This is a genomic window from Massilia sp. LXY-5, assembly GCF_059801075.1.
The window spans coordinates 531,593-556,460 of record NZ_JBNNEH010000006.1 but is presented as its reverse complement, the minus strand read 5'-3'; the positions used below and the strand labels follow the sequence as shown (position 1 = coordinate 556,460).

Below are 24,868 nucleotides of genomic sequence, written 5' to 3'. Positions count from 1 at the left end.
CCGAACGAACTTCGTTCCTCGAGCCTGGCGCACTGCGCCAGGCTTTTATCACACCTGCTATGCGATCAATTTTGTTAACGGGCGCGCTCGCCTGCGGCGCAGCCTGCGCCCAAACGACGGCGGCGCCGGTTGCGGACGGCTGGACCGTTTATTCCGATCTCTCCGCCTGGCAAGCCAGCGATGCGGTGCCGATCAGCCAGCTCGACGGCCAGTGGACCACGTATGCGCCGCGTGCCGGACGCAATACGGCCCTGATGCGCAGCCGGGCCGCCGCCGGCGTCGAAAGAAACGGCTGGCGCCTCGGCCTCGAGCTACGTCAGGAGGCCTCGCTCACGACGAACCGCGAGAGCCTCGACGCGCTTTATCTGTATCAGCAGAAGCGCAAGCCGGCGCCGCCCGCCAGCTTGGCGCTGCAGGGACAGTATTTTTCCTGGCAGGCCTTGGGCTTGCGGGCCGGGTACACGTTCGACGGGCCGCGCATCGGCGGGCGCTCCAGTACCATCGAGATCAGCGGCGCGGTGTACGGCAGGCAGCGGCTGCGCGAGCGCAGCGTCGACGGCGTGCTGACCTATCCGCGCGCTGAAACCTACGGTTTCGCCGTCAGCCACACCGACGCCAACAGCCGCATGACATACCCGTTCATGGGAGACGCGCCGAGCGCCTCGGGCGCCGGCCTGTCGCTGGCCGCCACGCTGCCGCTGTCGGATGCCTGGACGCTGCGCCTGCGGGCCGAGGACCTCGCCAGCCGCCTGCGCTGGAAAAACCTGCCGCTCCATACCGAGACGCTCAGCTCCGACGTCACGTCCTATGCCGAGAATGGTTACGTCAACTTCGAGCCCATGCTCAGCGGCCGCAAACGCCAGGTGGAGCGCGACTTCAGAATTCCACGCTACACCGCGGCCGCGTTCGACTATCGAAATGGGGACTGGGGTGCGGGCGTGCAGGTCGCACGCTACGCAGGCGAAACAATACCGACCTTCTCGCTGTCGCGCCGGGTCGGTTGGCTGACACTGCGCGCAAACGTGGAAACACGTTTCGACAGTGCCGGCATCGGCCTCGAAGCCGGCAATTTCAGTTTGATGCTGCAGTCCGACGCACTCAAGCTGGACGAGGCGAAGACCCGCTCACTCCAGTTGCACTACCACGTGGACTTTTAAGGTGCCGGCTCCGATCACCTTTGGGTGATCGGAGTGGACCCGTTACCGTTACACCAGGCGCTGCCAGATGGCGGTGGTCGCCACTGCCTGGTTCATGCTGTAGAAGTGCAGGCCGGGCGCGCCGCCTGCCAGCAGGCGCTCGCACAGGCTCGTCACCACGTCGAGACCGAAGGCTTTGATGGAAGCGCTGTCGTCGCCGAAGCTGGCCAGTTTCAGGCGCACCCAGCGCGGGATCTCGGCGCCGCACATATCCGAAAAGCGCATCAATTGCGTGTAGTTCGTGATCGGCATGATGCCGGCCACGATCGGCACGGCGATGCCCAGTCTTTGTGCATTGTCGACGAATTGAAAGTAGGCGTCGGCATTGTAGAAATACTGGGTGATCGCGGCATTCGCCCCGGCCTTGATCTTGCGCTCGAACGCAAGCAGGTCGTCCTGCGGCGAACGGGCTTGCGGATGCACTTCCGGGTAGGCTGCGACCTCGATATGGAACCAGTCGCCCGTCTCGGCCCGGATGAACTCGACGAGTTCATTTGCATAGCGCAGTTCGCCCGCGCCGCCATACCCGCTGGGTAAATCGCCGCGCAGCGCGACCAGGCGGCGGATGCCCTTGTCCTGGAACTGCTGCAGGATGGCGCGGATCGATTCGCGGGTGGCGCCGATGCACGACAGGTGCGGTGCGGCCAGGTGACCGTCCGCCATGATGTCGAGCACGGTGTCGAGGGTGCCCTGCTGAGTGGAGCCGCCTGCACCAAACGTGACCGAAAAATACTTCGGGTTCAGTTCGGCGAGTTTGCGGCGCGTGACGCGCAGTTTTTCCGCGCCCTCGGGCGTCTTGGGCGGGAAAAACTCGATGCTGAAATTAGGGGTTTCCATCTTTATTCAGGAGCAAGGTAGAAAGCGCCCACGAAATCACGCTGTACAGGATCGCTGCCAGGAAGGCCGACCAGAATCCCGCCACCTCGAAGCCCTCGACCCAATGCGACACCAGCCAGAACAGCACGGCATTGATGACCAGGATAAACAGGCCCATCGACAGCAGCGTGACGGGCAAGGTCAGCAACACCAGCACGGGCCGGATCAGGGTATTGACCAGGCCCAGCACGAGGGCGGCGATCAGGGCGGTGCCGACATTGCTGACGGACACGGAATGCATGAGGTAAGGCAGGGCCATCAAGGCGGCGGCATTGATCAGCCAGGTCAGGAGCAGGCGCATGTTCAGCTTTCGTCGGGCGTTTTCTTGTTATGGGCACCTACGGACGCGCCTGCGTCCGTAGGGGTCTCACCATCGCTAGTTCGGCCAGCGCCGATCAGTAACGGTAGTGGTCCGGCTTGTACGGACCTTCCTTCTTCACCGAGATGTACGCAGCCTGCTCGTCGGTCAGCACGGTCAGCTGGGCGTTGAGCTTTTTCAGCTGCAGGCGCGCGACCTTCTCGTCCAGGTGTTTCGGCAGCGTGTAGACGCCGACCGGGTAGTTGTCCGTGTTGGCGAACAGCTCGATCTGGGCGATGGTCTGGTTCGCGAACGAGGAACTCATCACGTAGGACGGGTGACCGGTGCCGCAGCCCAGGTTCACCAGGCGGCCTTCGGCCAGCAGGATGATGCGCTTGCCGTCCGGGAAGATCACGTGATCGACCTGCGGCTTGATGTTTTCCCACTGATATTTCTTCAGCGACGCGACATCGATCTCGTTGTCGAAGTGGCCGATATTGCAGACGATGGCCTGGTCTTTCATGGCCAGCATGTGCTGTTCGGTCAGGATGTGATAGTTGCCGGTGCAGGTCACGAAAATGTCGCCGTGCTGCGCCGCGTAATCCATCGTCACGACGCGATAGCCTTCCATGGCTGCCTGCAGGGCGCAGATCGGGTCGATTTCGGTGACCCAGACTTGCGCCGACAGGGCGCGCATCGCCTGGGCCGAACCTTTGCCCACGTCGCCGTAACCGGCGATGACGGCCACTTTACCGGCGATCATGACGTCGGTCGCGCGCTTGATGCCGTCGACCAGCGACTCGCGGCAGCCGTACAGGTTGTCGAACTTCGATTTCGTCACCGAGTCATTGACATTGATGGCCGGGAAGGCGAGTTTGCCTTCCTGGTGCATCTGGTACAGGCGGTGCACGCCGGTCGTCGTTTCTTCGGTCACGCCCAGGATTTCCGGCAGGCGCTTCGAGTACCACTGCGGATCGGTTTTGAGGCGGCCTTTGATGGCGTTGAACAGGCAGATCTCTTCTTCCGAACCCGGCTTGTCGAGGACCGAGCTATCCGTCTCGGCGCGTGCGCCCAGGTGCAGCAGCAGGGTGGCATCGCCGCCGTCGTCGAGGATCATGTTCGAGTACACGGCATTGCCGGCGGCGTCGTTCGGCCACTCGAAGATGCGGTGCGTGTATTCCCAGTATTCGTCGAGGGTTTCGCCCTTGACGGCGAACACCGGCGTGCCGACCGAAGCGATCGCGGCGGCGGCGTGGTCCTGGGTCGAATAGATGTTGCACGAAGCCCAGCGCACCTGCGCGCCGAGCGCTTCCAGCGTGCGGATCAGCACGGCGGTCTGGATGGTCATGTGCAGCGAACCGGTGATGCGTGCGCCCTTCAGGGGTTGCGCAGCAGCGAATTCTTCCTGGATTGCCATCAGGCCCGGCATCTCGGTTTCGGCGATGCGGATTTCCTTCTCGCCCCAGGCGGCCAGGGAGATGTCGGCAATGTGGAAGTCTTGGGTGGTTTTCAGTACGGCGCTCATCACGCCCTCCTTTCAGTTAGAAAAAAGTAACGTGAGCGCAGTGTTGATGATCCGAGCCTGGCGAAAAGGAATCTTTTCGTCGCAACGCTCCTCGGAACGGGGTAGTTTAGCACGTCTGGGCGACGGCGGCAGGGCGATGGAGCTGCTGCTGGGGCAATTTGTGCGGTTGCAACAAATTGCCCTGTCGAGATGGGGGTATACCGTAGGGGTCATGGCGGCCAAGGGCCGCCATGACGGTTTCACCGGGCTCTCGAGCCCACGCGTGCGGCGCTTGAATTGTCGCGCCAATTCATACCGGCACGCGACGTTTTCGCTCTGCGGTGACAGTGCGGTACGCATCGGCACGAACGCGTGGGCTCGAGAGCCCACCCTACGTTACGCCCCAGCCGCAGGGGGCTGGAGCGTCATCGGTACATCTACGCCAGGCCCGCTTCGGCGCGCAGCAGCGCGGCCTTGTCGGTGCGCTCCCACGTAAATTCCGGCTCTTCGCGGCCGAAGTGGCCGTAGGCCGCCGTCTTGGCGTAGATCGGACGCAGCAGGTCGAGCATTTGCACGATGCCTTTCGGGCGCAAATCGAAATGTTCCATCACCAGCTGGGCGATCTTCTCGTCGGAGATGACGCCCGTCCCCTCGGTGTAGACCGTGATGTTGATCGGGCGCGCGACGCCGATGGCGTAGCTGACCTGCACCTGGCACTGGCGCGCCAGGCCGGCGGCGACGACGTTCTTCGCCACATAACGGGCGGCGTAGGCGGCCGAACGGTCGACCTTGGTTGGATCCTTGCCCGAGAAGGCGCCGCCGCCGTGCGGGGCTGCGCCGCCGTAGGTGTCGACGATGATCTTGCGGCCGGTCAGGCCACAGTCGCCCTGCGGACCGCCGATGACGAAGCGCCCGGTCGGGTTGACCAGATATTTCGTGTTCTCGAGCCATTCGCGCGGCAGGGTCGGCTTGATGATTTCCTCGATCACCGCTTCCTCGATCTGCGAGTGGGAGACGTCCGGGTGATGCTGGGTCGAGAGCACCACGGTGTCGACCGCTACCGGGCGGCCGTTGACGTAGCGCAGGGTCACCTGGGACTTGGCGTCCGGACGCAGCCATGGCAGGCGGCCGTCCTTGCGCAGCTGCGACTGGCGCTCGACCAGGCGGTGTGCGTAATAGATAGCGGCAGGCATCAGCTCCGGTGTTTCGTCGCAGGCATAGCCGAACATCAAGCCCTGGTCGCCCGCGCCCTGGTCGAGGTCGATGCCGGCGCCTTCGTCGACGCCTTGCGCGATATCCGGCGACTGCTTGTCGTAGCAGACCATGACGGCGCAACCTTTATAGTCGATGCCGAAATCGGTGTTGTCGTAACCGATGCGCTTGATGGTGTTGCGCGCAACGCCGATATAATCCACGTTGGCGTGCGTCGTGATCTCGCCGGCCAGTACCACCAGGCCGGTGTTGCACAGCGTTTCGGCGGCGACGCGGGCGCGTGGATCCTGCTCGAGGATGGCGTCGAGAATCGCGTCCGAGATCTGGTCGGCGACTTTGTCGGGGTGGCCTTCCGAGACGGATTCGGAAGTAAAGAGATAATCGTTGGACATGAAGGCTCCAGTTACTGTGATCAAAAAACTGCCGCAGCAACCTGTGCCTGCGACGCTTTAGCGACATTTATATTCCGCTTCGCAAGTTGTCTATTAACTCGGCGGATCCTGCGTAAAGTGGTATTTTACGCTCCTTTAAGAAATTTTTGGCGGAGGGGCCTGCTTTGTTCCTCGACGCTGGTCAATATGCTAGTTATCTTATTCAGAGTCTTATCCGTATTTCCGCTACCTCTGCTCCACGCCCTGGGCGCGGCGCTGGGCTGGCTGGTGTATTTGTTGTCTCCCTCGTACCGGCGCCGCCTCGACGCCAACCTGGCCCAGGCCGGCTATAGCGACCAGCGCCGCGCTGCCGTCGCCGAGGCCGGCAAGGCCATCGTCGAGCTGGCTTTTGTCTGGTGCGGCAAGCCGGAGCGCGTTGCGCGCCATGCCACGGTCGAGAACTGGGACATGGTGCAACGCGTGCTCGACGCCGGGCGCGGCATCGTGTTCCTGACGCCCCACCTGGGCTGCTTCGAAATGACCGCCCAGCAGATCGCGCTGCACACGGCGCTCACCGTCATGTACCGCCCACCGAAGAAAAGCGCGCTGAAACCGCTGGTCGAGGGTGCCAGAGCCCGTCACAACCTGCACCTCGCGCCGGCCAACCTGTCGGGCGTGCGCATCCTTGCCAAAACCCTGAAAAGCGGCCAGCCGATCGGCTTGTTGCCGGACCAGGTACCGCAGGAAGGAGAAGGCGTCTGGGCGCCCTTCTTCGGACGCCCTGCCTATACGATGACGCTGCCGGCGAAGCTGGCGCAACTGGGCAAGGCCGACATTTTGCTCGTCTATGCCGAGCGCCTTTCCAAAGGCCGCGGTTATGTCGTGCGCTTCGTCCCCTTCGAGGGTGACCTGACGGGTACTCCGGCCGAGCAGGCCGCCAGCATCAACCGGGCGATGGAAGCCCTGATTGCCCGCTGCCCGGCCCAGTATTTCTGGAGCTACAACCGTTATAAACAACCAGGTGGGGTGGCCGCGCCAGAGGCCGAGGCCGTGGCATGAGGGTCCTGATTGCCTTCCTGTGGCTGCTGCATTGGCTGCCACTGCCCGTGCTCGGGCGTTTCGGCGAAGCGATCGGCAGCCTGCTGTTCGTGGTGCTGGGCAAGCGCCGCCACATCACGCTGACCAACCTGCGCCTGTGCATGCCGGAATTGTCGGAAACCGAACGGCGTGCTCTGGCGCGCCAGCATTTCAGGGCCTACGCGCGCAGCATTTTCGAGCGCTCGATCCTGTGGTGGGCACCGGAAGCGCGGGTGCGCCAACTCATCCATGTCGAGGGCGCGGTGCCGCAGGCGGCGATGGAAGCCGGGCCGACGATTTTGTTGTGCCCCCATTTCGTTTGCCTCGACGTGGCCGGTGTCGCCTCGCGCGTGATCCCGGTGTGCAGCATGTATGTGCCGCAAAAGAACGCCGCCTTCGACAGGCTGCTGCGCCATGGCCGCGAACGCTACGGTCCGGTACGGCTGGTGACCCGTAAAGAGGGCATCAAGCCGATCCTGCGCGCACTGCGCGACGGCCTTCCCTACTTCATGCTGCCGGATATGGATTTCGGAGAAAAGGATGCCGAATTCGTGCCCTTCTTCGGCGTACCGGCAGCCACCCTGACGGCGCTCGGCCGGATCGCCGGCACCACCGGCGCCAAGGTGATCCCGGTAGTGGCCACCTACCTGCCGAACTACCAGGGCTGGCGCGTGCGCTTCTATCCGGCCTGGGAGAATTATCCGGGCGACGACATGCTCGCCGCGACGCGCCGCATGAACGCTTTTATTGAAGACCGGGTGCGCGAAGCGCCTGCCGAATATTTCTGGACGCATAAGCGGTTCAAAACCCGCCCAGCGGGCGAACCATCGCTCTACGATTGATGCATTACAACTAATCCTATGAAACTCAAGTTCACCAAGATGCAGGGCGCGGGCAACGATTTCGTCGTGATCGACGCCATCCACCAGCAGGTCGACCTCAGCGCCGCCCAATGGCAGCGCCTGGCCGACCGCCGCTTCGGCGTGGGCGCCGACCAGATCCTGATTGTGGAACGCCCGACCGTCGCCGGCGCCGATTTCCGCTACCGTATTTTTAATAGCGATGGCGGCGAAGTCGAACAGTGCGGCAACGGCGCGCGCGCCTTTGCCCGTTTCGTCAGCGACCAGGGCTTGAGTGGCGAACGCAGCATCCGGGTGCAGACCATGTCCGGCATCATCGCCCCGGCCCTGGAAGACGACGGCAGCGTGACGGTCGACATGGGCGCGCCCGTGCTGGAGCCGGCCGCGGTGCCCTTCGACAGCCAGGGCCTGGACGGCCTGCCGGAAGGACGAGACTTGCTGTGGCCTTTGAACCTGCAGTTGGGAGAGCGGCCACTGACCGTTCCGGTATCGGTCGTCTCGATGGGCAATCCGCATGCCGTGCAGACGGTGCCGGATGTCGACACGGCTCCGGTAGCGGAGCTGGGTCCGCAGGTCGAACATCACCCGCGCTTCCCGAAGCGGGTCAACGCCGGCTTCATGCAGGTCGTCGACCGCAATCACGTCAAACTGCGTGTATTCGAGCGTGGCGCCGGCGAAACCCTGGCCTGCGGCACCGGCGCCTGCGCGGCGGTCGTCGCCGGCATCCGGCGTGGATTGCTCGATTCGCCGGTGCGGGTATCGGCGCGCGGCGGGGAATTGTCGATCGCCTGGGCCGGCGAAGGCGCCCCGGTCTACCTGAGCGGCCCGGCCGTCACGGTGTTCGAAGGCGAGATCACTATCTAAATCAGGCGCCTGTCAGGAAAGCGCAGCCGGCCTGGCAATTTGTTCAGGCCGCCATACCGTAGGAAGGATTGCCGCGCTCCGGCGTGACCGGCGGGGTCAGCCTGCCGTCCGTATCGTCGAGCGTGCGTTCGCCCATGGCGGCATCGGCCATCAGGGTCCGCAGCCGGTACAGCCGCTGGCGGTAATTGCCTTCCGGCCCACCCGGTCCGCAATCGACGTTCTCGAACAGGCGCACGATGCGGTCGAGCGCCTGGCGTTCCGGGGCCGTATTGACCATGACCAGGCGCCGCTTGCTGCGCCCGTAGCTGGCGCGGATATCGATCACCAGGCAATGTCCCTGGTCGGCCGCGGTCACGTCGAGCAGCAGGGTTTCGGCCCGGCTGAGGCCAAACAGCGCCGCCAGTTCCAGCCGCGCCGCCAGCAGCGGGTGGGCGGACAGGTCGCCGACACAATCGCGCAACGCCCCGGTTTCGGTGTGGGACGCATCGTCGAGGCGCGGCGCGATCTTGCGCAGTGCCACGCCGGCTTCCGCATTGCCCTGTGCCGCCGCCTGCTGCAGCCAGAACACGGCGCGCACATCGTTGCTTTCGTTTTCGCGCCGCGCGCGCCAGGCATTGTTGCCGCATTCGAGCTGGGCGATCTCGTAACCCATATCCGCTGCCCGCTCGAGGTAGCGCTGGGCGTCGGCGACATTGCGTTGCGAGAACTCGGGTTTTAGATAGATGCGCGACAAGGCGTACCAGGCCTCGGCCAGGCCCTGCTCGCCCGCCAGCAGCAGCCAACGGATTGCCTTCTTGAAATTCGCTGCGCCCGTGCCGCCCTGGATCCGGGTGCCGTCGACCTGCATGCGCGCATACCACAGGCCGATGGCCAGTTGCGCATGGCGATCGTGCTCAGCGGCGGCCAGCTCCCAGAAGGCGTGGATCTCGTCGCTGCCCGCTTCCGCATTGCCCTTTCCTTCGGCCAGCAGGCGCGCCGTACGCGACAACAAGGTGACTTCGCCCGGTGCCAGGCGCCGGGTGTGTTTGCTGCCGCCGCTATCGACCAGCGCGCGCGCCAGCGGCAGCGCACGCGCCAGGTAGTCGTGCCAGGATTCGGCTGCCCAGCTCTGCTCGAGCAGCGCGAACTGCGCTTCGGCCAGGCCATTGTCGGCCGCCCGCCGCAGCCAGGGTTGGCCTGCCGCCGCTGCCGTGCCCGCATCCGCGGCGCCGGGGCGCGCGGTGGCGCGCCGCTCGCTCACCTGTCCCGCCCGGTCGCGTGGCGGCGCGGCCGGATGCTGCACTGCAACAGCGACACTACCCATGCCCATGCCCGTGCCGGACGCGGCGGCAAGACTCATGCCCGCCTGAATACCTGCGGCGATTTCCGGCCGGCGCGCCAGCAGCCATTGCGCTTCGGCGAAGCCGGCGCGCGCGGCCTCTTCGAGCGCGTGCACGGCTTTGGCGTGGAGCGCATCGGGCGCCGCGCGGCCGTCTTCCAGCAGCAACTGGGCCAGGACCAGTCCAGCGCGCAGGTTGCCACCGTCGTAGGCGCGTTCGTACCACGGCGTCAGCGGCGTGCCGTGTGCCCGCGCCAGGTCGAGCGGAATGTGGCTGCCGATCAGTTCGCAGGACTCGGCACAGCCCTGGCGCGCCGCCCGGTCGAGCCAGTGCAGCGCCGTCGGCAGGCTGCGCGGCAGGCCGGCGCTGCCGAACAGGTAGCGCTTGCCCAGTTCGAGCTGCGCCTCGGCGCGGCCACTGCGGGCGCCACGGATGATCGCCAGTTCTTCACGATTAGCCATCGGTTGTCTTCATCAATTGGTGGGCAGGCGTGGGTGGGCAAGCGTGTACAGGCGGGATCGGCGGAACGCGGCGACGGGTCGGCTGTCGCTGGCAAAGTTGCCAATATACAAGAAGATCCCGGATCACGCCCACACCCATCGGTTCAAGGGAAGTCTAAGCCAGCGTTGGGGTGCAAACTTCCCGAACAGCTTGAAGATTGATATCGAACAAGCGCATCGAAACGATGCGGAACTCCGCTACCTTGCAGTGCGTCAAGCCCAAAATGGGGCCTTTTCCGGGCTCAGGCGTTTCGAAAATACAACAGCACGATTGGTTAAATTGGCTTTCCACCAACTCGAACGGTCATAATTCACCAATCCGGCGATCTTGACGCGTTAAGCCTTTAAGGTTCACTCGTCCGAGTGTTCAGCAAACAAAGTCTCAACGCTCTTTGGATTCCGATTCATCTTCTAAGGATACAAATAAATGAAAAAATCTCTGATGGCAGTCGCACTCGTCGGCGCATTCGCCGGTGTGGCCCATGCACAGACCGCCGTGCAAATCTACGGCACCATCGATGCTGGCGTTCAAAAGCGCACCGGTCAGACCCTGACCATCGGCAAGCGCGCGTCGAACACCCTGGGCTTCAAGGGCACCGAAGATCTGGGCAACGGCCTGAAGGCACTGTTCCAACTGGAAATCCGCTACGAGCCGGACACCGGCACCGTCGAAAACGGCAGCCGTCCGCTGTTCCAGGGTCAGAGCCGCGTCGGCCTGCAGGGTGACTTCGGTATGGTCCGCATCGGTCGCGGCCTGACCCCGTACCAGGAAACCGTCGGCGCCTTCGAGCCGTTCCACGCACTGCCACACCAGGCTGGTTTCTACACCGACCTGGCAGTCGCCGGCTACAACTCGGCACCGCTGGATCCAGCCGGCAGCTCGAACAACCGCTGGTCGAACGCCTTCTGGTACAACACGCCAGTCGTGAGCGGCTTCCAGCTGAACACCGCGATCGCCACCAAGGAAAACAACGGCGGCCCGGCAATCGGCACCCTGTACCCAGTGGGCGCCCAGGCATCGGCCAACCCGTTCTCGGTGTCGGCAACCTACAACAACGGTCCTGCAGCAGTCATGCTGGGCTACGAGCGTAACGCCGTCGAATCGAAAGTCATGTCGATCGGCGCCGCGTTCAACGCGACCCCGGAACTGAAACTGACGGCCCTGTACACCCGTCAGGACCAGGACAATATCCTGGTGACCCTGCCAGCCGGCTCGGGTGCGAAGACCAACGCATGGGTGCTGGGCGCCAACTACACCATGGGCCCAGGCAAGTTCCTGGCAGGCTATGGCCAGAAGGATCCGGACAACTCGTTCAAGACCAAGCAACTGTCGCTGGGTTACGAGTACAGCCTGTCGAAGCGTACCTACGTCTACGTCGATGCATCGCGCAAGGACGGCCCACAGTCGCAGGCCAACCGTGCCGTCGACCCAGGTGCGGTCAACTTCTACACGATCGGCGTGAACCACTCGTTCTAAGCTGATGCGGACGCAAGTCCGCCAGAGTTGAATCTGGAAAAGGCAGGGACCGGCAACGGTTCCTGCCTTTTTTGCGTCACCCTTTTCTGTCCGCCGCCCTGCCCCGCTGCGGTAGAATTGCGCACACCCTATTTCTTGCAAGATTACCGATGACTGTCACCCTGGACTCCGCCGCCGTCGCCCAATACCTGGCCGACCACCCGCGCTTTTTTGAAGAACATGCCGGCCTGCTGGGCGAAGTCAAACTGTCGAGCCCGCTGACCGGAAAGGCCGTGTCGCTGCAGGAGCGGCAAATGGAAGTCATGCGCGCCAAGTACAACGCGCTCGAGCTGCGCATGGCTGAGCTGATGCGTACGGCCGCCGACAACACCGTCATCCTGAACCGCTTTCATGCCTGGCACCTGGCCTTATTGAAATCGACCGGTGGCGCGGCGCTGGCGCGCGACCTGGTCGACGCCCTGGTGACGCAGTTCGGCGTGCCGCAAGCGACGCTGCGCCTGTGGAATGTGCGCCCCGAGCATGCCGACGCCTGGTTTGCAGCCGACGTGGCCGAGGATGCGCGCCTGTTCGCCGCCAGCCTGCGCGCGCCGTATTGCGGTCCGAACAAGGATTTCGAAGCCCTGCGCTGGCTCGACGAAGCCGACGGCGTGCGCTCGACCGTGCTGCTGCCGCTCACGAGCGAGGGCGTCAGCTTCGGCCTGCTGGTGATGGGTTCGCCCGACGCCGAGCGTTTCAGCCCGGTGATGGCGACCGATTTTCTGGTCCAGCTGGGCCAGTCCGCGAGCGCCGCGCTGGCACCGCTGCGCGCCTGAGGCCAGTTAATGGACACGGCGCGCGAAGACTGGGCCGGGCGCTACCTGCGCGAACTGGCCACCCAGCGCCAGCTGTCCGAACACACGATCGCCGCCTACCGGCGCGACCTGGCCGAGCTCGGCAACCTGGCCGGGCACGATGACTGGCCGGCTCTGACCCATGCCGACATGCGCCGCTTCGCCGCGCGCCTGCATGCCGGCGGCCAGGAACCGCGTTCGATTGCCCGCAAACTGTCGGGCTGGCGCGGTTTTTACGGCTGGCTGTCGCGCCAGATTTCCCTGCCGGCCAACCCGGTCGAAGGCGTGCGCGCCCCGCGCCGTCCCAAGACCCTGCCGAAAGCCCTGGCGGTCGACGCCACCGTCCAGCTGCTGGAAGCGAACCGCCACGGCCATCCGGAGCCAAGCGAACTGTGCAATCGCGCGATGTTCGAACTGCTGTATTCGAGCGGGTTGCGGGTGTCGGAACTGGCCGGGCTCGACCTGGCTTATACGCATGCCGATGGCGCCACTTCGCTCGGTTGGTTCGATGCGGCGGCCGGCGAAGTCGTGGTCACCGGCAAGGGCAATAAAATGCGCCGGGTACCGGTCGGCGGCCCGGCGCGCGCAGCATTGGACGCCTGGCTCGCGGTGCGTCCGCCGGCGAAGGACGGCAGCGCCGCCCTGTTCGTGTCGACCCGCGGCACCCGCATCACCCCGCGCGTGGTGCAGCAGCGATTGAAGAGCCACGCACTCCAGGCCGGCTCGCCCGTCCACGTGCACCCGCACGTGCTGCGCCATTCCTTCGCTTCGCACCTGCTCCAATCTTCGGGGGATTTGCGGGCCGTGCAGGAGCTACTCGGCCACGCCAGCATCACCTCGACCCAGGTGTATACCGCGCTCGACTTCCAGCATCTTGCCGCCGTATATGACCGAGCTCATCCGAGAGCGAAAGCGAAGTAGACAAGGGTTCGCCTGAGCTGGCGCAAACGCTGGCGCGGTCGATGGTGGCAAATTGCAAATTGCGGCATAATCTTCGGCTTCCCATGCCGCTTCCAGCCGTACGAATTGTAAAATGACCATGTCACCCATTCCCACCACCATCCTCACCGGCTTCCTTGGCGCCGGCAAGACCACCCTCCTCAACCGCATCCTGCGCGAGGAGCACGGCCTGCGCATCGCCGTCATCGAGAACGAATTCGGCGAAGAAAACATCGACAACGAAATCTTGGTGCAGGACAGCGGCGAGCAGATCGTCGAGATGAACAACGGCTGCATCTGCTGCACCATCCGCGGCGACCTGGTCGTCGCATTGACGAACCTGGCGCAAAAACGGGAAGCCGGCGAGATCAGCTTCGACCGCGTCGTCATCGAAACGACCGGCCTCGCCAATCCCGGCCCGGTGGCCCAGACCTTCTTTGTCGACGAAGAAGTCGGCGCCCACTACATGCTCGACGCCGTCGTGACGGTGGTCGATGCCCGCCATGCAATGGACCAGCTCGACCGCCACGAGGAAGCCCAGCGCCAGGTCGGTTTCGCCGACAAGATCCTGTTATCAAAACTGGACCTGGTCGATGCGGATGCGCTGGAAACCCTCAAGATGCGTTTAAAGCGGATCAACCCGCGCGCCCCGATCTCGACGTCCGACTTCGGCCGCGCGCCGATCGCCGAAGTCCTCGACCTGCGCGGTTTCAACCTGAACGACAAGCTCGAACTCGACCCCGATTTCCTGCGCGCAGAGGAGCACGAGCACGAGCACCACGAGCACGGCCACGTTCATACCGAGGCTTGCCAGCACGATCACCACCACGCGCACCACAGCGACGACATCGCCGCTTTCGTGTTCAAGAGCGAGCGTCCGTTCGATCCCGAGCGGCTCGACCAGTTCCTCGGCAGCATGGTGCAGGTCTTCGGGCCGAGCATGCTGCGCTACAAGGGCGTACTGTCGATGGCAGGCGCCGAGCGCAAGGTCGTCTTCCAGGGTGTGCATCAAATCATGGGCAGCGACCTCGGCGCCAAGTGGGAGCTTGACGAGGCCCGTGGCAGCAAAATGGTATTTATTGGTAAAAATTTACCGAAAGACGTATTTATCCGCGGATTGGAACAATGTTTGGTATAAACTATCCCGGTTTAGCGGTACCGGTCGGTTCCCACAAGGGTCCAACAAGTACTGATGATTGACCGCTGCCGAAGCCAGGCAGCGAAGACGGCGGATCGTATGGGCCGTCATGGCAGCAGCAAGGGCGCGCACCCTTGAGTTCAGGGTGCTACGGCTGAGCTAGCTGATAAAATGAAAACCTCTGTCGTATCGAAGGTAAGTGAAGTCATGACTAAAACAACGAAACCGAATGCCGCTCAGGCCGAAGACCGACTTTTGACGGAAGAAGAAATTCGGGCGATGGGCGAAGAGGACTACATGAACCCGGCCCAGCTCGCGTTCTTCAAGGACCGCCTGCAACAGCTCGAGAAAGAGCTGCTGAAAAACGCCGGCGAGACCACCGAGCACCTGCGCGAAACGGTGCTGGTTCCCGATCCGGCCGACCGCGCGACCATCGAGGAAGAGCATGCCCTCGAACTGCGCACCCGCGACCGCGAGCGCAAGCTGCTGAAAAAAGTGCAGCAATCGCTGGCTGCCATCGACGGCGGCGACTACGGCTGGTGCGAAGAAACCGGCGAACCGATCGGTATCCCGCGCCTGATCGCGCGCCCGACCGCGACCCTGTCGCTGGAAGCCCAGCAACGGCGCGAACTGAAGCAAAAGCTCTACGGCGACTGATTCCGGTCCGCCTTGCCCTCATAAAAGCATGCGCCTGCCGCATGCTTTTCTCTTTTTTACGTCCTGGTCGCTCCCGTTCGTGCGATCAAAACTTTCCTATCGGATACACTAGCAGGCGCCCGCACAGGCTTTGCGCGGGCGCACGTGTGCGCAGGACGGCGTGCGCGCGTCCATGCTACCGTCATGGATGAGCGCTACGGCTGCCGCGGCGCCGGATGATCGACAGGGTAACGTGGGCATATTTTCCTTTTTAAAGAAAAAACCTGAACCGGCCGCGGCGCCGGTGGCGCCCGCACGCCTTGATGAGCCGGCGCGCCTGTCGCTGGACGCCGACCGCGAGCGCCAGCGCGAAATTGCGCGCGCCACCGCCGCCAAGATCGACGCCATCGAACTGGCGATGACAACCGACTTTTTCGACGACGCCGAAGCACGCTGGGGCAATACGCGGCGCGTACCGGCTGCGGCCGCGGCTGCGGGTGCCCCTGTGCCCGAAGCGCCTGGCGAAACCGAACCCGTCACCCAGCTGGAGCAGCCCGACGCCGCCGCCGCGCCCGCCGCCGCGCCCGTGGTCGAGGAAAGCGCCATCCTGTATGCCAACGGTCAAGGTGCACTCGCCGAGCACATGCTGCGCGCCAGCCTGGCCGACCTGGGACGCAGCGAGCGCCAGCCCTGGTGGATGCTGTTCGACCTCTACCAGGCGGCGGGCCGCGAGCAGGATTTCGACAGCATCGCGATCGACTACGCCAGCCATTTCGAAACCTCTCCGCCCGCCTACAGCAACCGCTTGCCGGCCGACAGCCCGCAGGAAGTCGTCGCCGGGGTGGCGCCGGCCGCGCGTTTTACGGGTACCCTGGATCAGGACGCCCAGCTGCGCCTGCATGCCCTGGGCGCGAGCGCCGGTTCCCCGGTACGCATCGATGTCGCCGGAATCACGCATGCGACCCTCGACGGCTGCGCCGCCCTGCTGGCCGCCTTGCAGGACTTGCGCGCGGCGCGGCGCGACGTCGTGCTGGCCGGCGCCGACGTCCTCCTCGCCGTGTTGCGGCCGATGCTGGCGATCGGCGAGCGCGGCAGCGGGGAAGCGCCCTGGCTGTTGCTGCTTGAAGTGCTGCAGCTGGCAGGGCGCGAAAAGGATTTCGAGGAAACGGCGATGGATTATTGCGTCACTTTCGAAGTCTCGCCGCCCTCGTTCGAAGCGTTGCCGTCCCCGAAGGGCGGCGCCGGCGCCGCCGCGCATGGCGCCATGGCGGCGGAACAGCGCTTCATGCTGCCCGCCGTCGTCGAGGGCGACATTCGGAACTTGCTGGAGGCCATCGAATCATATGCGGCCATGGATCCGCGCGCACCGGTCGTGCTCGACTGTGCGCGGCTGGTGCGCATCGAGTTCGCCGCAGCCGCCAGCCTGCATGCCACCCTGCGCCGCCTTGCCGCTGACGAACGCCGCATCGAACTGCGCGAACTGAACCACCTGGTGGCGGCATTGCTGCGCCTGTTGAACTACGGCGATTGCGCCCGCCTTTACGCGCATAAATACTAGACGGGCTTCGGCACGCATCTCATCCTGTCTTGCAATTTTGTGCAACACCCCCACTTGCGGAGGGCTAGTTAATCATGAGGCAGATATGGAACAATTTCACGGCACCACCATTGTGAGCGTGCGCCGCGGCGAGAAGGTCGCATTGGGCGGCGACGGCCAGGTTACGCTGGGCAACGTCGTCATGAAGGGTTCGGCACGCAAGGTGCGCAAGCTCTACCAAGGTAAAGTCCTGTGCGGCTTCGCCGGCGCCACCGCCGACGCGTTCACCCTGCTCGACCGCTTCGAGGCGAAGCTGGAGAAGCACCAGGGCAACCTGCTGCGCTCCTCGGTCGAACTGGCCAAGGACTGGCGTACCGACCGCATGCTGCGCAAGCTGGAGGCGATGCTGCTGGTGGCTGACAGGGAAACGACCCTGATCATCACCGGCAACGGCGACGTGCTCGAGCCCGAGGACGGCATCGGCGCGATCGGTTCCGGCGGCATCTATGCCCAGTCGGCAGCGAAAGCCTTGCAGGAAAACACCGACCTGCCGCCAGGCGAAGTCGTCAAAAAGGCGCTGACCATCGCCGGCGAGCTGTGCATCTACACCAATTTGTCCCACATCATCGAAACGCTGGACTGACCGGCGCGCATACCATGAACATGACCCCCCTTGAAATCGTCTCGGAACTGGACAAGCACGTCGTCGGCCAGGGTAAAGCCAAGCGCGCCGTCGCCATCGCCCTGCGCAACCGCTGGCGCCGCCAGCAGGTGCAGGAACCGCTGCGCCACGAGATCACCCCGAAAAACATCCTCATGATCGGCCCGACCGGCGTCGGCAAGACGGAAATCGCCCGCCGCCTGGCCAAGCTGGCCGATGCGCCTTTTATTAAAATCGAAGCGACGAAGTTCACGGAAGTGGGTTATGTCGGGCGCGATGTCGACACCATCATCCGCGACCTGATCGACATCGGCGTCAAGCAGACCCGCGCCAGCGAAATGAAAAAGGTGCGCCAGCATGCCGAAGACGCGGCCGAAGACCGCATCATCGACATCCTGGTGCCGCCGGCGCGCGACTTCGGCTTCAATGTCAGCGCCTCCGCCGAAGCGAAAGAAGGCGACAGCACGCGCCAGACGTTCAGAAAACGCCTGCGCGAGGGCTCGCTCGACGACCGCGAGGTCGAAATCGAGGTCGCCGACGCCGCGCCGCAGATGGAAATCATGGCCCCGCCCGGCATGGAAGAAATGACGGAACAGATCAAGTCGATGTTCGCCGGCGTCGGCGGCACGCGCAAGAAGGCGCGCAAGATGAAGATCAAGGAGGCGATGAAGGTCTTGGCCGAGGAAGAAGCGGCACGCCTGATCAACGAAGACGAGATGAAGCAGAAGGCGATCCACAACGTCGAGAACAACGGCATCGTGTTCCTCGATGAAATCGACAAGATCGCGACCCGTTCCGAGCACGGCGGCGCCGACGTTTCGCGCGCCGGCGTACAGCGCGATCTGCTGCCGCTGGTCGAGGGCACCACCGTGAATACCAAGTACGGCATGATCAAGACCGACCACATCCTGTTCATCGCCTCGGGCGCGTTTCATCTTGCTAAACCGTCGGATCTGATCCCCGAGCTGCAGGGGCGCTTCCCGATCCGCGTCGAACTCGAATCGCTCTCGATCGACGACTTCAAACGCATTTTGACCAGCACCGATGCCTGCCTGACGACGCAGTACGAAGCCTTGCTCGGCACCGAAGGCGTGCAATTGACCTTTTCCGAGGACGGCATCCACCGCCTGGCCGAGATCGCGTTTTCCGTCAACGAGCGGACCGAGAACATCGGCGCGCGGCGCCTGTACACGGTGATGGAAAAGCTGCTCGAGGAAATTTCGTTCCACGCCAGCGATACGCAGGATAAACAGATCACGATCGACGCGGCCTATGTCAACGAACGGCTCGACATGCTGTCGGCCAACGAAGACCTGTCGCGCTACGTGCTGTAAGGTTTCTGGAAGGAGAGGACATGGCGAACAAGGCACTTGCAACCCGGCAGAAGATGATGCTGCGCGCCATGCCGGCGCAGCAATTCGGCAAGCCGCGCAATCCCATCGCGGCCCTGGCCAAGGCGCGCGCGGCCGGTCCGCACGCCAAGCCGGCGTCAACCGAGCGCCAGGCCGCCAAGCAGCAGCTGAAAAAGGCGCCGCTGGTTCCGGAAGACGAGTGAAAATAAAAAACCCCGGCCAGTATCAAGGCCGGGGCGCTGCGCGATCCGACGGATCGTCCTGTTACGGCTGTTTGCTCCCTTCACACTTCGCGCTGTAATACGCCGCCTGGCCCTGGGCGCGCATCTTCTGCGACAACGCCGCCGCTTCCGCTGCCGCCGCCTTGACAGCGGGGAAGGCCTTCGTGTCCTGCGCCAGCTTGATCAGGGTCTGCTCCGCTTCCGGTTTGCCCGCCAGCGCCAGACCGAAGCTTGCGGACACCGCCAGTTCGGCCGCCAGCTCCTCCAGGCCGGGCGCGCTCACACCTGCTACACCCGCTTCGGCCGCCGCGATGTCGACCCGCGGCACGGCCAGGGTTTTCGCCGCTGCCGTATCGGTGGCGACTTGGGTGAGGAATGCCAGCGCGGCCTGGCTTCCCGATTTGTTGATCAGGTCGCCGAGGTGGATCAGGGCGGCGTTCTTCGCATTGAACACGGCCTGGCTGGCGCGCGGGCTTTGCACGAAATCGATCAAAGGCTGGACGGCGAGCTCGCTGCCGATAAAGCCCAGCGTGGTGACGATCTCCGGCAGGAACTCCTCATGCTGTTCGGGCTCGTTGACTAACCATTCCAGCAGCCGTTTGGCGTCTTCCTCGGTGTAGTGGGAAGCCGCCTCGTAGGGAATTCCCGCGATCCAGTGCTGGGAAACGAATGCGCGCACGTCCTGCGGCGGCTGGACGGCGGCGCCGAGCAGGCAGCTGGACGCCATGACGGCGCCGGTGACGGCCAGCGGGCCGGCCAGGTAACTGGCGGACTCGGCGCTGTTGACCACGTTGTGGTCGGGGCCGACGCTCGGGTACATGACGGCCCTGAGGTCATCCGTGCGGTGGCCGAGGCCGCAGTTGTGGCCATATTCGTGCACCCAGATCAGCCCTTCCTGGTTGGCCGTGAAGCGCACGGCCGCCAGGTTGACCGTCGGGCTGCCGACCGGGGCACAGCCGATGATCGAGCCGCCCGGACCGCCGCACCAGCGTATCGCCTGCACGATCTTGACCCCGGAACCTGCGTTGAGCAGTGCCGTCAGGTCGGCCTCGGTCTGGATCGCCGCGGGGATCGCCGCCGGCAACAGCTGGACCGGCCCGTTGCGTACGAACCGGACCGGGGTCGCCACGTCCGCAGGCGAGTCGTCGCTCTGGAGAATCGTTCCCATGTCGCCCAAGATACGATCGGCCTCCGCGTCGGTCAAGGCGACTGTGCTGTGGCGCTGCACGGTGACCTGCACCGTCCTGATCGTCGCAGGCGGGTTCACCACCAGGTAGTCGACATACAGCCGGATATCCGAACTCCATTCGATGTTCACCCAGATGTCGACGCCTCCGGCGCGCGGCGCCACATTGTGCAGCGTGTAGCGGGCGTCCCCGAGGAACTTGCCGGCGTCCGGGCCGGCGCCGGCGCCTTCGCCGATCGCCACGAACACCCGCGAGCGCGGGTTCACGTCTCCCCAGTTGAGCCGGAGCTTCCACTGGCCGCGGCGCAGACCCCAATCATGGCGGTAAGTAAAACCGTTTCCGCTCAGCTCGGGTTCGGGAGCGGCCGCGCCGAATGCCGGCTGCACGAGCGCTTGCTGGACGTCTTGGCTGTCCTCCGCGAAAGCGGCACCGATAGCCGCGGAAATTCGTTCAGGTTTTTGAAGCTGATTGTTCGACATGACCATCTCCTTGAAGTACGCCGTATGCCTATGGTTAACCTTGCCCGCGAGGAAGCCGGCAAGTCAGTTCGCCGAGACGAACCTCTACGAATCTAATGGAAGTTTTTTCAGGCTGAGCTCGTTTAGCGCAAGCCGGGACGCGAGCCAGATCGGCCGCGGGGCACCTTGCCGCCTGGATCATTCGCCTGTACATTGATTGGCGCCCATTGCCGAGTACAGGATCCCCATGAGCTCACCCGAGCTGATCGTCGACGTGCTGCGCGCCGAACTGCGCGCGGCCAATCTCACCTATAAAACCCTGGCCGAACGCATCGACATGAGCGAGTCGAGCGTCAAGCGGATGTTTGGCCAGAAAGACATGCCGCTGTCGCGCCTGGCGCAGATTTGCCAGGCCACCGGCATCGCCTTCGAGGATGTGCTGCGCCGCGCGGCCGATAGCCGCCCCCAGCCCGACGCCCTGACCCTGCCCCAGGAAACCTCTCTCGTCGCCAAGCCGAGATTGCTGCTGGTGGCGATCTGCTGCCTCGGCTACTGGAGCATGGAGCAGATCGTCGAGACTTATCGCCTGACCGAGGCGGAGTGCATCGGCTGCCTGGCCGAACTCGACCGGCTCGGCCTGATCGAACTGCGCCCGCTGAACCGCTACACGCTGCGCGTCTCGAACGCGTTTCACTGGCTGCCGGACGGACCGGTCCAACATTATTTTCGGGAACAGATCGTGCCGGATTATTTTGCGGGACGCTTCGACGGCGCCGGTGAGACATTGATGTGCTTGCCGGCGCGGCTGTCGCCGGCCAGCGCGGCCGAGCTGGCACAGAAGATCCACCAGTTGGCCGGGGAGTTGACGCGCCTGCACCGGCACGACCGGCGCCTGCCGGCGCAGGAAAGAGAGGGGATGACCTTGCTGGTCGGGTTCAGATCGTGGGAATTTGCCGCGTTTACGGCCTTGCGGCGCTAGCGGGTGGCCCTGCGTTGCGGCCACCCGGCCCGGTTAACGTACCGGGTTGGTTCCGCTGACCGGGCTGCCTACCGAACGGGTCGGCGGCGGCATTTGCGGCTGGTTCGGCGGCGGGGCGACGTCGGCGGGCGGGCCTTCCTGCGGCGGTTCCTGCCCTTGCGGCACGACCGGATTGACTTCGCCCTGTGGTGGCGGGCTCTGCACGGCGCCGGGCGCCGTTTGCGGCTCGCTTGCCGGCAAGGCGCCGGCCGGGGCCAGCGTCGGACGGCCCATTTGCGGCGGCACGGGCAGCGGCGACGCGGCGCCGCCCGACAGCGCGATGGCCGGCTTGGTGTCGGCCGCCAGGTCGATGCGTTTCATGACGCCGCCTTCGGACAGCATGATGTAGCGCGGGTGCACTTCGCTGATGCTGACGCCGGGATTGAGTTCATGGCCGACCTTCAGGGCTTTCGGCGGCTGGCCGTCGGCCACGATGATCGCGACACTGTCGCGCCCGGCGGCGACGATGCCGGTCAGCTGGTAATTGGTGGCGACGTTCGCGACCGGCTGGCCGCCGAACAGCGTGGCGGCGGCATCGGGCGAGGGTTCCGGCACACTGGCGACCGGCGCCGCGGCGATCGGCCTTTGTACCGGCTTGTACAGCTGCATGCCCCAGTAGGTGGCCGAGACGGCCAGGAAGATCAGGGCAAGCAGGGTAAATAAGAGAGGCAGACGCTTCATCGGTATCCTTGTTAGCGCACCAGCTGGTTGATTTCAATGATCGGCATCAGGACCGCCAGCACGATCAAGAGCACCACCAGGCCCATGGCCAGGATCAGCACCGGTTCGAGCAGGCCGGCGATGGTCAGCGTGCGGCGTTCGAGGTCGGCCTGCTGCGAATTGGCCGCCCGCTCCAGCATCGCCGGCAACTCGCCGGTAATTTCTCCGGCACGGATCATGTGCACCAGCATCGGTGGAAAATGTTTTTGGACGGACAGCGCCCGCGCCAGGCTGATACCCTCGCGCACGCTGGCGGTGGCCTGTTCGACCAGCTCGCGCATGGCGACGTTCGACAGGGTGTCGCGGCTGGTATCGAGCGCGCGCAGGATCGGCACCCCGGAGCCGGTCGTGATCGCCAGCGTGCTGGCAAAGCGCGCCGTGTTCAGGCTTCTCTCGAACTTGCCGTACACGGGCGCGGTCAGCAGCCAGGTATGCCAGCGCCGCTTCAGCACCGGATTTTGCAGCGCCCGGCGCCAGGCGAACCAGGCGGCCACCAGTGCCAGGCCCAGCAGGATGCCCCAGGCGCGCATGAAGTTCGATACGCCCAGCATCATGACGGTCAGCAGCGGCAGCTTCTGCTTGGTGTTGGCAAACACGGACACGATCTGCGGCACCACATAGGTCAGCAGGAAGATGACGATGGCGAAGGCGACGACGGTAACGATGGCCGGATAGGTGAACGCCAGGCGCACCTTCTGCACCAGCGCGTTGCGGCGCTCGATGTAGTCGGCCAGGCGCGAGAGCACCCGCGCCAGCTGGCCGATCTGTTCGCCCGAGGACACCAGCCCGCGGTAGATCTGGTCGAAATCGCGCGGGTGGTGCGACAGCGCATCCGAAAACGAAATGCCGCCCATGACTTCGGCGCGGATCGAGGCGATCAGGTCGCGCAGATACGGCTTTTCGGCCTGTTCGAGCAGGGCCGTGAACGCTTGTTCCAGCGGCAAGCCCGCTTCCAGCAAGCTGGCCATCTGGCGCGTAAACAGCGCCAGTTCGACCGTGGAAAGACGTTCGCCGAAGCCGCGCGAACGGGTGACGCCGCTGGCGTCGACCTGGGCGGCGATCGCCTCGACGCTCAAAGGCGTGAGGCCCTGCACGCGCAGGTCGGCGCGTGCCGCGCGCGGGCTGTCGGCATTGACCACGCCCTTGCGCGTGGCGCCGCCCGCATCGACGGCTTCGTAACGGAATGCCGGCATCGCTAATCCTTGGTTACGCGCAGCAGCTCGGCCTGCGTCGTGGTGCCGTCACGCAGCCAGCGTTCGCCGTCTTCGCGCATGGTGCGCATGCCGCTCTTCTGGGCTGCCGCGCGGATTTCCGCTTCCGAGGCCTGGTTGTGGATCTGGGCGCGGATGCCCTCGTTCGTCTCCAGCAATTCGTAGACGCCGACCCGGCCGTGGTAGCCGGTATGGCCGCAGCGCTCGCAACCGACCGCATGCCAGAGCACGCCATCGCTTTTTTTACAGTGCACGCACAGTTTACGGACCAGGCGCTGGGCCATCACGCCCAGCAGCGAGGACGACAGCAGGAACGGTTCGATCCCCATGTCGAGTAAGCGGGTGACGGCGGCGGCGGCATCGTTGGTGTGCAGGGTCGCCAGCACCAGGTGGCCGGTCAATGAGGCCTGGACCGCGATCTGCGCCGTTTCCAGGTCGCGGATCTCGCCGATCATGATCACGTCCGGGTCCTGGCGCAGGATCGCGCGCAGGGCTTTTGCGAAGGTCATGTCGATGCGGGCATTGACTTGCGTCTGGCCGACGCCGGAGAGGTCGTACTCGATCGGGTCTTCCACCGTCATGATGTTGGTGGTCGAGGCGTTCAGGCGCGACAGCGCCGCATACAGGGTCGTCGTCTTGCCGGAACCGGTCGGCCCCGTGACGAGCACGATGCCGTGCGGCTGGTTGATCAATTTGTCGAACTGCGGCAGCAGGTCCGGGCTCATGCCCAGGTGCGACAAGTCGAGCCGCCCTGCTTCCTTGTCGAGCAGACGCAGCACGGCGCGCTCGCCGTGGCCGGTCGGTAAGGTCGAGACCCGCACGTCGACCGGTTTGCCGCCCACGCGCAGCGTGATGCGGCCATCCTGGGGCAGGCGTTTTTCGGCGATGTCGAGCTGCGACATGATCTTGATACGCGAGATCAGGGAAGCATGGATCCCCTTGCGCGGACGCACGATGTCGCGCAGGGCGCCATCGATGCGGAAACGGACGACCGAGGTCTGCTCGAAAGGTTCGATGTGGATATCGGACGCGCCTTCGCGCAGCGATTGCGTGAGCAAGGCGTTGATCATGCGGATCACTGGCGCGTCGTCGGACGATTCGAGCAGGTCTTCGATGGCCGGCACGTCCTGCAGCAGGCGCGTCAGGTCGAGGTCGGCGTCGAACTCCTCGGAGACCTGGTTGGCGTCGCCGCCGGCGGCGGCGTAGGCGGCGGCGATAGCGTCGTCGAGCTCGCTTCGCTCGAGGCGGCGCAGGGCGATGCGGCCGAAACGGCGCGAGACCTCGGCGATGGCGGCCGGCGGCGTGCTGTTTGAAATGAGCACTTCCACGCTCTGGCTCGCATCATCGCCGGTGCGCGCCAGCACCCCGTGGTCGCGGGCGAAGGCGTAAGGCAACAGGTTGGTCAT

Annotated in this window: 23 protein-coding genes and 1 riboswitch; of the genes, 14 read left to right on the top strand and 9 right to left on the bottom strand. The window is 64.6% G+C overall.

The annotated features are described in order from the left end of the window. Positions 1-59: 59 nt before the first annotated feature. Complete coding sequence (locus ACI48I_RS20985) at positions 60-1,157, top strand: hypothetical protein (protein ID WP_498575298.1); 1,098 nt, start codon at positions 60-62, stop codon at positions 1,155-1,157. Positions 1,158-1,205: 48 nt separating this feature from the next. Here ACI48I_RS20985 and metF read toward each other — a convergent pair whose 3' ends face one another. From metF to metK, 4 genes are all read right to left on the bottom strand, one after another. Continuing rightward, on the bottom strand, positions 1,206-2,033 hold the full coding sequence (gene metF, locus ACI48I_RS20980) for a methylenetetrahydrofolate reductase [NAD(P)H] (RefSeq protein WP_193688033.1): 828 nt from the start codon (positions 2,031-2,033) through the stop codon (positions 1,206-1,208). After that, the gene (locus ACI48I_RS20975; RefSeq protein ID WP_193688032.1) at positions 2,020-2,373 is read right to left on the bottom strand and encodes a phage holin family protein; all 354 of its coding nucleotides are present in this window, start codon (positions 2,371-2,373) and stop codon (positions 2,020-2,022) included. The genes metF and ACI48I_RS20975 overlap by 14 nt, the downstream gene beginning before the upstream one ends. Positions 2,374-2,467: 94 nt before the next feature. Then, the gene (gene ahcY, locus ACI48I_RS20970) at positions 2,468-3,895 is read right to left on the bottom strand and encodes an adenosylhomocysteinase (RefSeq protein WP_193688031.1); all 1,428 of its coding nucleotides are present in this window, start codon (positions 3,893-3,895) and stop codon (positions 2,468-2,470) included. A gap of 26 nt (positions 3,896-3,921) precedes the next feature. Further along, a riboswitch (S-adenosyl-L-homocysteine riboswitch) is annotated at positions 3,922-3,994 on the bottom strand. A gap of 317 nt (positions 3,995-4,311) precedes the next feature. After that, positions 4,312-5,478, bottom strand: a complete 1,167-nt coding sequence (gene metK, locus ACI48I_RS20965) for a methionine adenosyltransferase (RefSeq protein ID WP_498575297.1) — start codon at positions 5,476-5,478, stop codon at positions 4,312-4,314. 186 nt (positions 5,479-5,664) lie between these two features. On the opposite strand from metK, the gene ACI48I_RS20960 reads away from it, so the two are divergent. Genes ACI48I_RS20960 through dapF form a run of 3 tightly spaced genes read left to right on the top strand, consistent with a single transcriptional unit; the run spans position 5,665 to position 8,258 of the window. After that, positions 5,665-6,516, top strand: coding sequence for a lysophospholipid acyltransferase family protein (locus ACI48I_RS20960; protein ID WP_498575296.1), 852 nt, complete (start codon positions 5,665-5,667; stop codon positions 6,514-6,516). Beyond that, positions 6,513-7,376 carry an LpxL/LpxP family acyltransferase gene (locus ACI48I_RS20955; RefSeq protein ID WP_193688028.1) on the top strand — a complete coding sequence of 288 codons (864 nt, stop codon included), beginning with the start codon at positions 6,513-6,515 and terminating at the stop codon, positions 7,374-7,376. Before ACI48I_RS20960 ends, ACI48I_RS20955 begins: the two co-directional genes overlap by 4 nt. 18 nt (positions 7,377-7,394) lie before the next feature. After that, a complete protein-coding gene (dapF, locus tag ACI48I_RS20950; protein WP_193688027.1) occupies positions 7,395-8,258 on the top strand; it encodes a diaminopimelate epimerase in 864 nt (287 codons plus the stop codon). A gap of 43 nt (positions 8,259-8,301) precedes the next feature. On the opposite strand, the gene ACI48I_RS20945 is transcribed toward dapF, so the two are convergent. Further along, complete coding sequence (locus ACI48I_RS20945) at positions 8,302-10,038, bottom strand: tetratricopeptide repeat protein (protein WP_498575295.1); 1,737 nt, start codon at positions 10,036-10,038, stop codon at positions 8,302-8,304. 466 nt (positions 10,039-10,504) lie between these two features. Between ACI48I_RS20945 and ACI48I_RS20940 the strand changes: the two genes are divergently transcribed. From ACI48I_RS20940 to ACI48I_RS20900, 9 genes are all read left to right on the top strand, one after another. After that, positions 10,505-11,554: a porin gene (locus ACI48I_RS20940; RefSeq protein ID WP_193688025.1), complete on the top strand. Its 1,050-nt coding sequence runs from the start codon at positions 10,505-10,507 to the stop codon at positions 11,552-11,554. Between the two features lie 149 nt (positions 11,555-11,703). Further along, a complete protein-coding gene (locus ACI48I_RS20935; protein WP_193688024.1) occupies positions 11,704-12,366 on the top strand; it encodes a DUF484 family protein in 663 nt (220 codons plus the stop codon). A gap of 9 nt (positions 12,367-12,375) precedes the next feature. Further along, a complete protein-coding gene (gene xerC, locus ACI48I_RS20930) occupies positions 12,376-13,305 on the top strand; it encodes a tyrosine recombinase XerC (protein ID WP_193688023.1) in 930 nt (309 codons plus the stop codon). A 118-nt stretch (positions 13,306-13,423) separates the two neighbouring features. Further along, the gene (locus ACI48I_RS20925) at positions 13,424-14,461 is read left to right on the top strand and encodes a CobW family GTP-binding protein (protein WP_193688880.1); all 1,038 of its coding nucleotides are present in this window, start codon (positions 13,424-13,426) and stop codon (positions 14,459-14,461) included. Between the two features lie 207 nt (positions 14,462-14,668). Beyond that, a complete protein-coding gene (gene dksA / locus ACI48I_RS20920) occupies positions 14,669-15,118 on the top strand; it encodes an RNA polymerase-binding protein DksA (protein ID WP_056342667.1) in 450 nt (149 codons plus the stop codon). A 232-nt stretch (positions 15,119-15,350) separates the two neighbouring features. After that, complete coding sequence (locus tag ACI48I_RS20915; protein ID WP_498575294.1) at positions 15,351-16,655, top strand: STAS domain-containing protein; 1,305 nt, start codon at positions 15,351-15,353, stop codon at positions 16,653-16,655. An 85-nt stretch (positions 16,656-16,740) separates the two neighbouring features. Further along, the gene (gene hslV / locus ACI48I_RS20910) at positions 16,741-17,277 is read left to right on the top strand and encodes an ATP-dependent protease subunit HslV (protein ID WP_193688021.1); all 537 of its coding nucleotides are present in this window, start codon (positions 16,741-16,743) and stop codon (positions 17,275-17,277) included. A 14-nt stretch (positions 17,278-17,291) separates the two neighbouring features. After that, the gene (hslU, locus tag ACI48I_RS20905; RefSeq protein WP_193688020.1) at positions 17,292-18,629 is read left to right on the top strand and encodes an ATP-dependent protease ATPase subunit HslU; all 1,338 of its coding nucleotides are present in this window, start codon (positions 17,292-17,294) and stop codon (positions 18,627-18,629) included. A gap of 20 nt (positions 18,630-18,649) precedes the next feature. Then, the gene (locus ACI48I_RS20900; RefSeq protein WP_193688019.1) at positions 18,650-18,850 is read left to right on the top strand and encodes a hypothetical protein; all 201 of its coding nucleotides are present in this window, start codon (positions 18,650-18,652) and stop codon (positions 18,848-18,850) included. A 61-nt stretch (positions 18,851-18,911) separates the two neighbouring features. Here ACI48I_RS20900 and ACI48I_RS20895 read toward each other — a convergent pair whose 3' ends face one another. Further along, positions 18,912-20,441: a hypothetical protein gene (locus ACI48I_RS20895; protein WP_498575293.1), complete on the bottom strand. Its 1,530-nt coding sequence runs from the start codon at positions 20,439-20,441 to the stop codon at positions 18,912-18,914. Positions 20,442-20,760: 319 nt separating this feature from the next. On the opposite strand from ACI48I_RS20895, the gene ACI48I_RS20890 reads away from it, so the two are divergent. Then, complete coding sequence (locus ACI48I_RS20890; protein WP_193688017.1) at positions 20,761-21,492, top strand: helix-turn-helix domain-containing protein; 732 nt, start codon at positions 20,761-20,763, stop codon at positions 21,490-21,492. A gap of 33 nt (positions 21,493-21,525) precedes the next feature. Here the strand turns inward: ACI48I_RS20890 and ACI48I_RS20885 are convergent, their stop codons facing one another. The 3 genes from ACI48I_RS20885 to gspE are packed head-to-tail and all read right to left on the bottom strand — an operon-like array spanning position 21,526 to position 24,868. Beyond that, positions 21,526-22,212: a type II secretion system protein N gene (locus ACI48I_RS20885; RefSeq protein WP_193688016.1), complete on the bottom strand. Its 687-nt coding sequence runs from the start codon at positions 22,210-22,212 to the stop codon at positions 21,526-21,528. A gap of 11 nt (positions 22,213-22,223) precedes the next feature. Continuing rightward, on the bottom strand, positions 22,224-23,444 hold the full coding sequence (gspF, locus tag ACI48I_RS20880) for a type II secretion system inner membrane protein GspF (protein ID WP_193688015.1): 1,221 nt from the start codon (positions 23,442-23,444) through the stop codon (positions 22,224-22,226). Positions 23,445-23,446: 2 nt separating this feature from the next. Next, positions 23,447-24,868: a type II secretion system ATPase GspE gene (gene gspE, locus ACI48I_RS20875; protein WP_498575292.1), complete on the bottom strand. Its 1,422-nt coding sequence runs from the start codon at positions 24,866-24,868 to the stop codon at positions 23,447-23,449.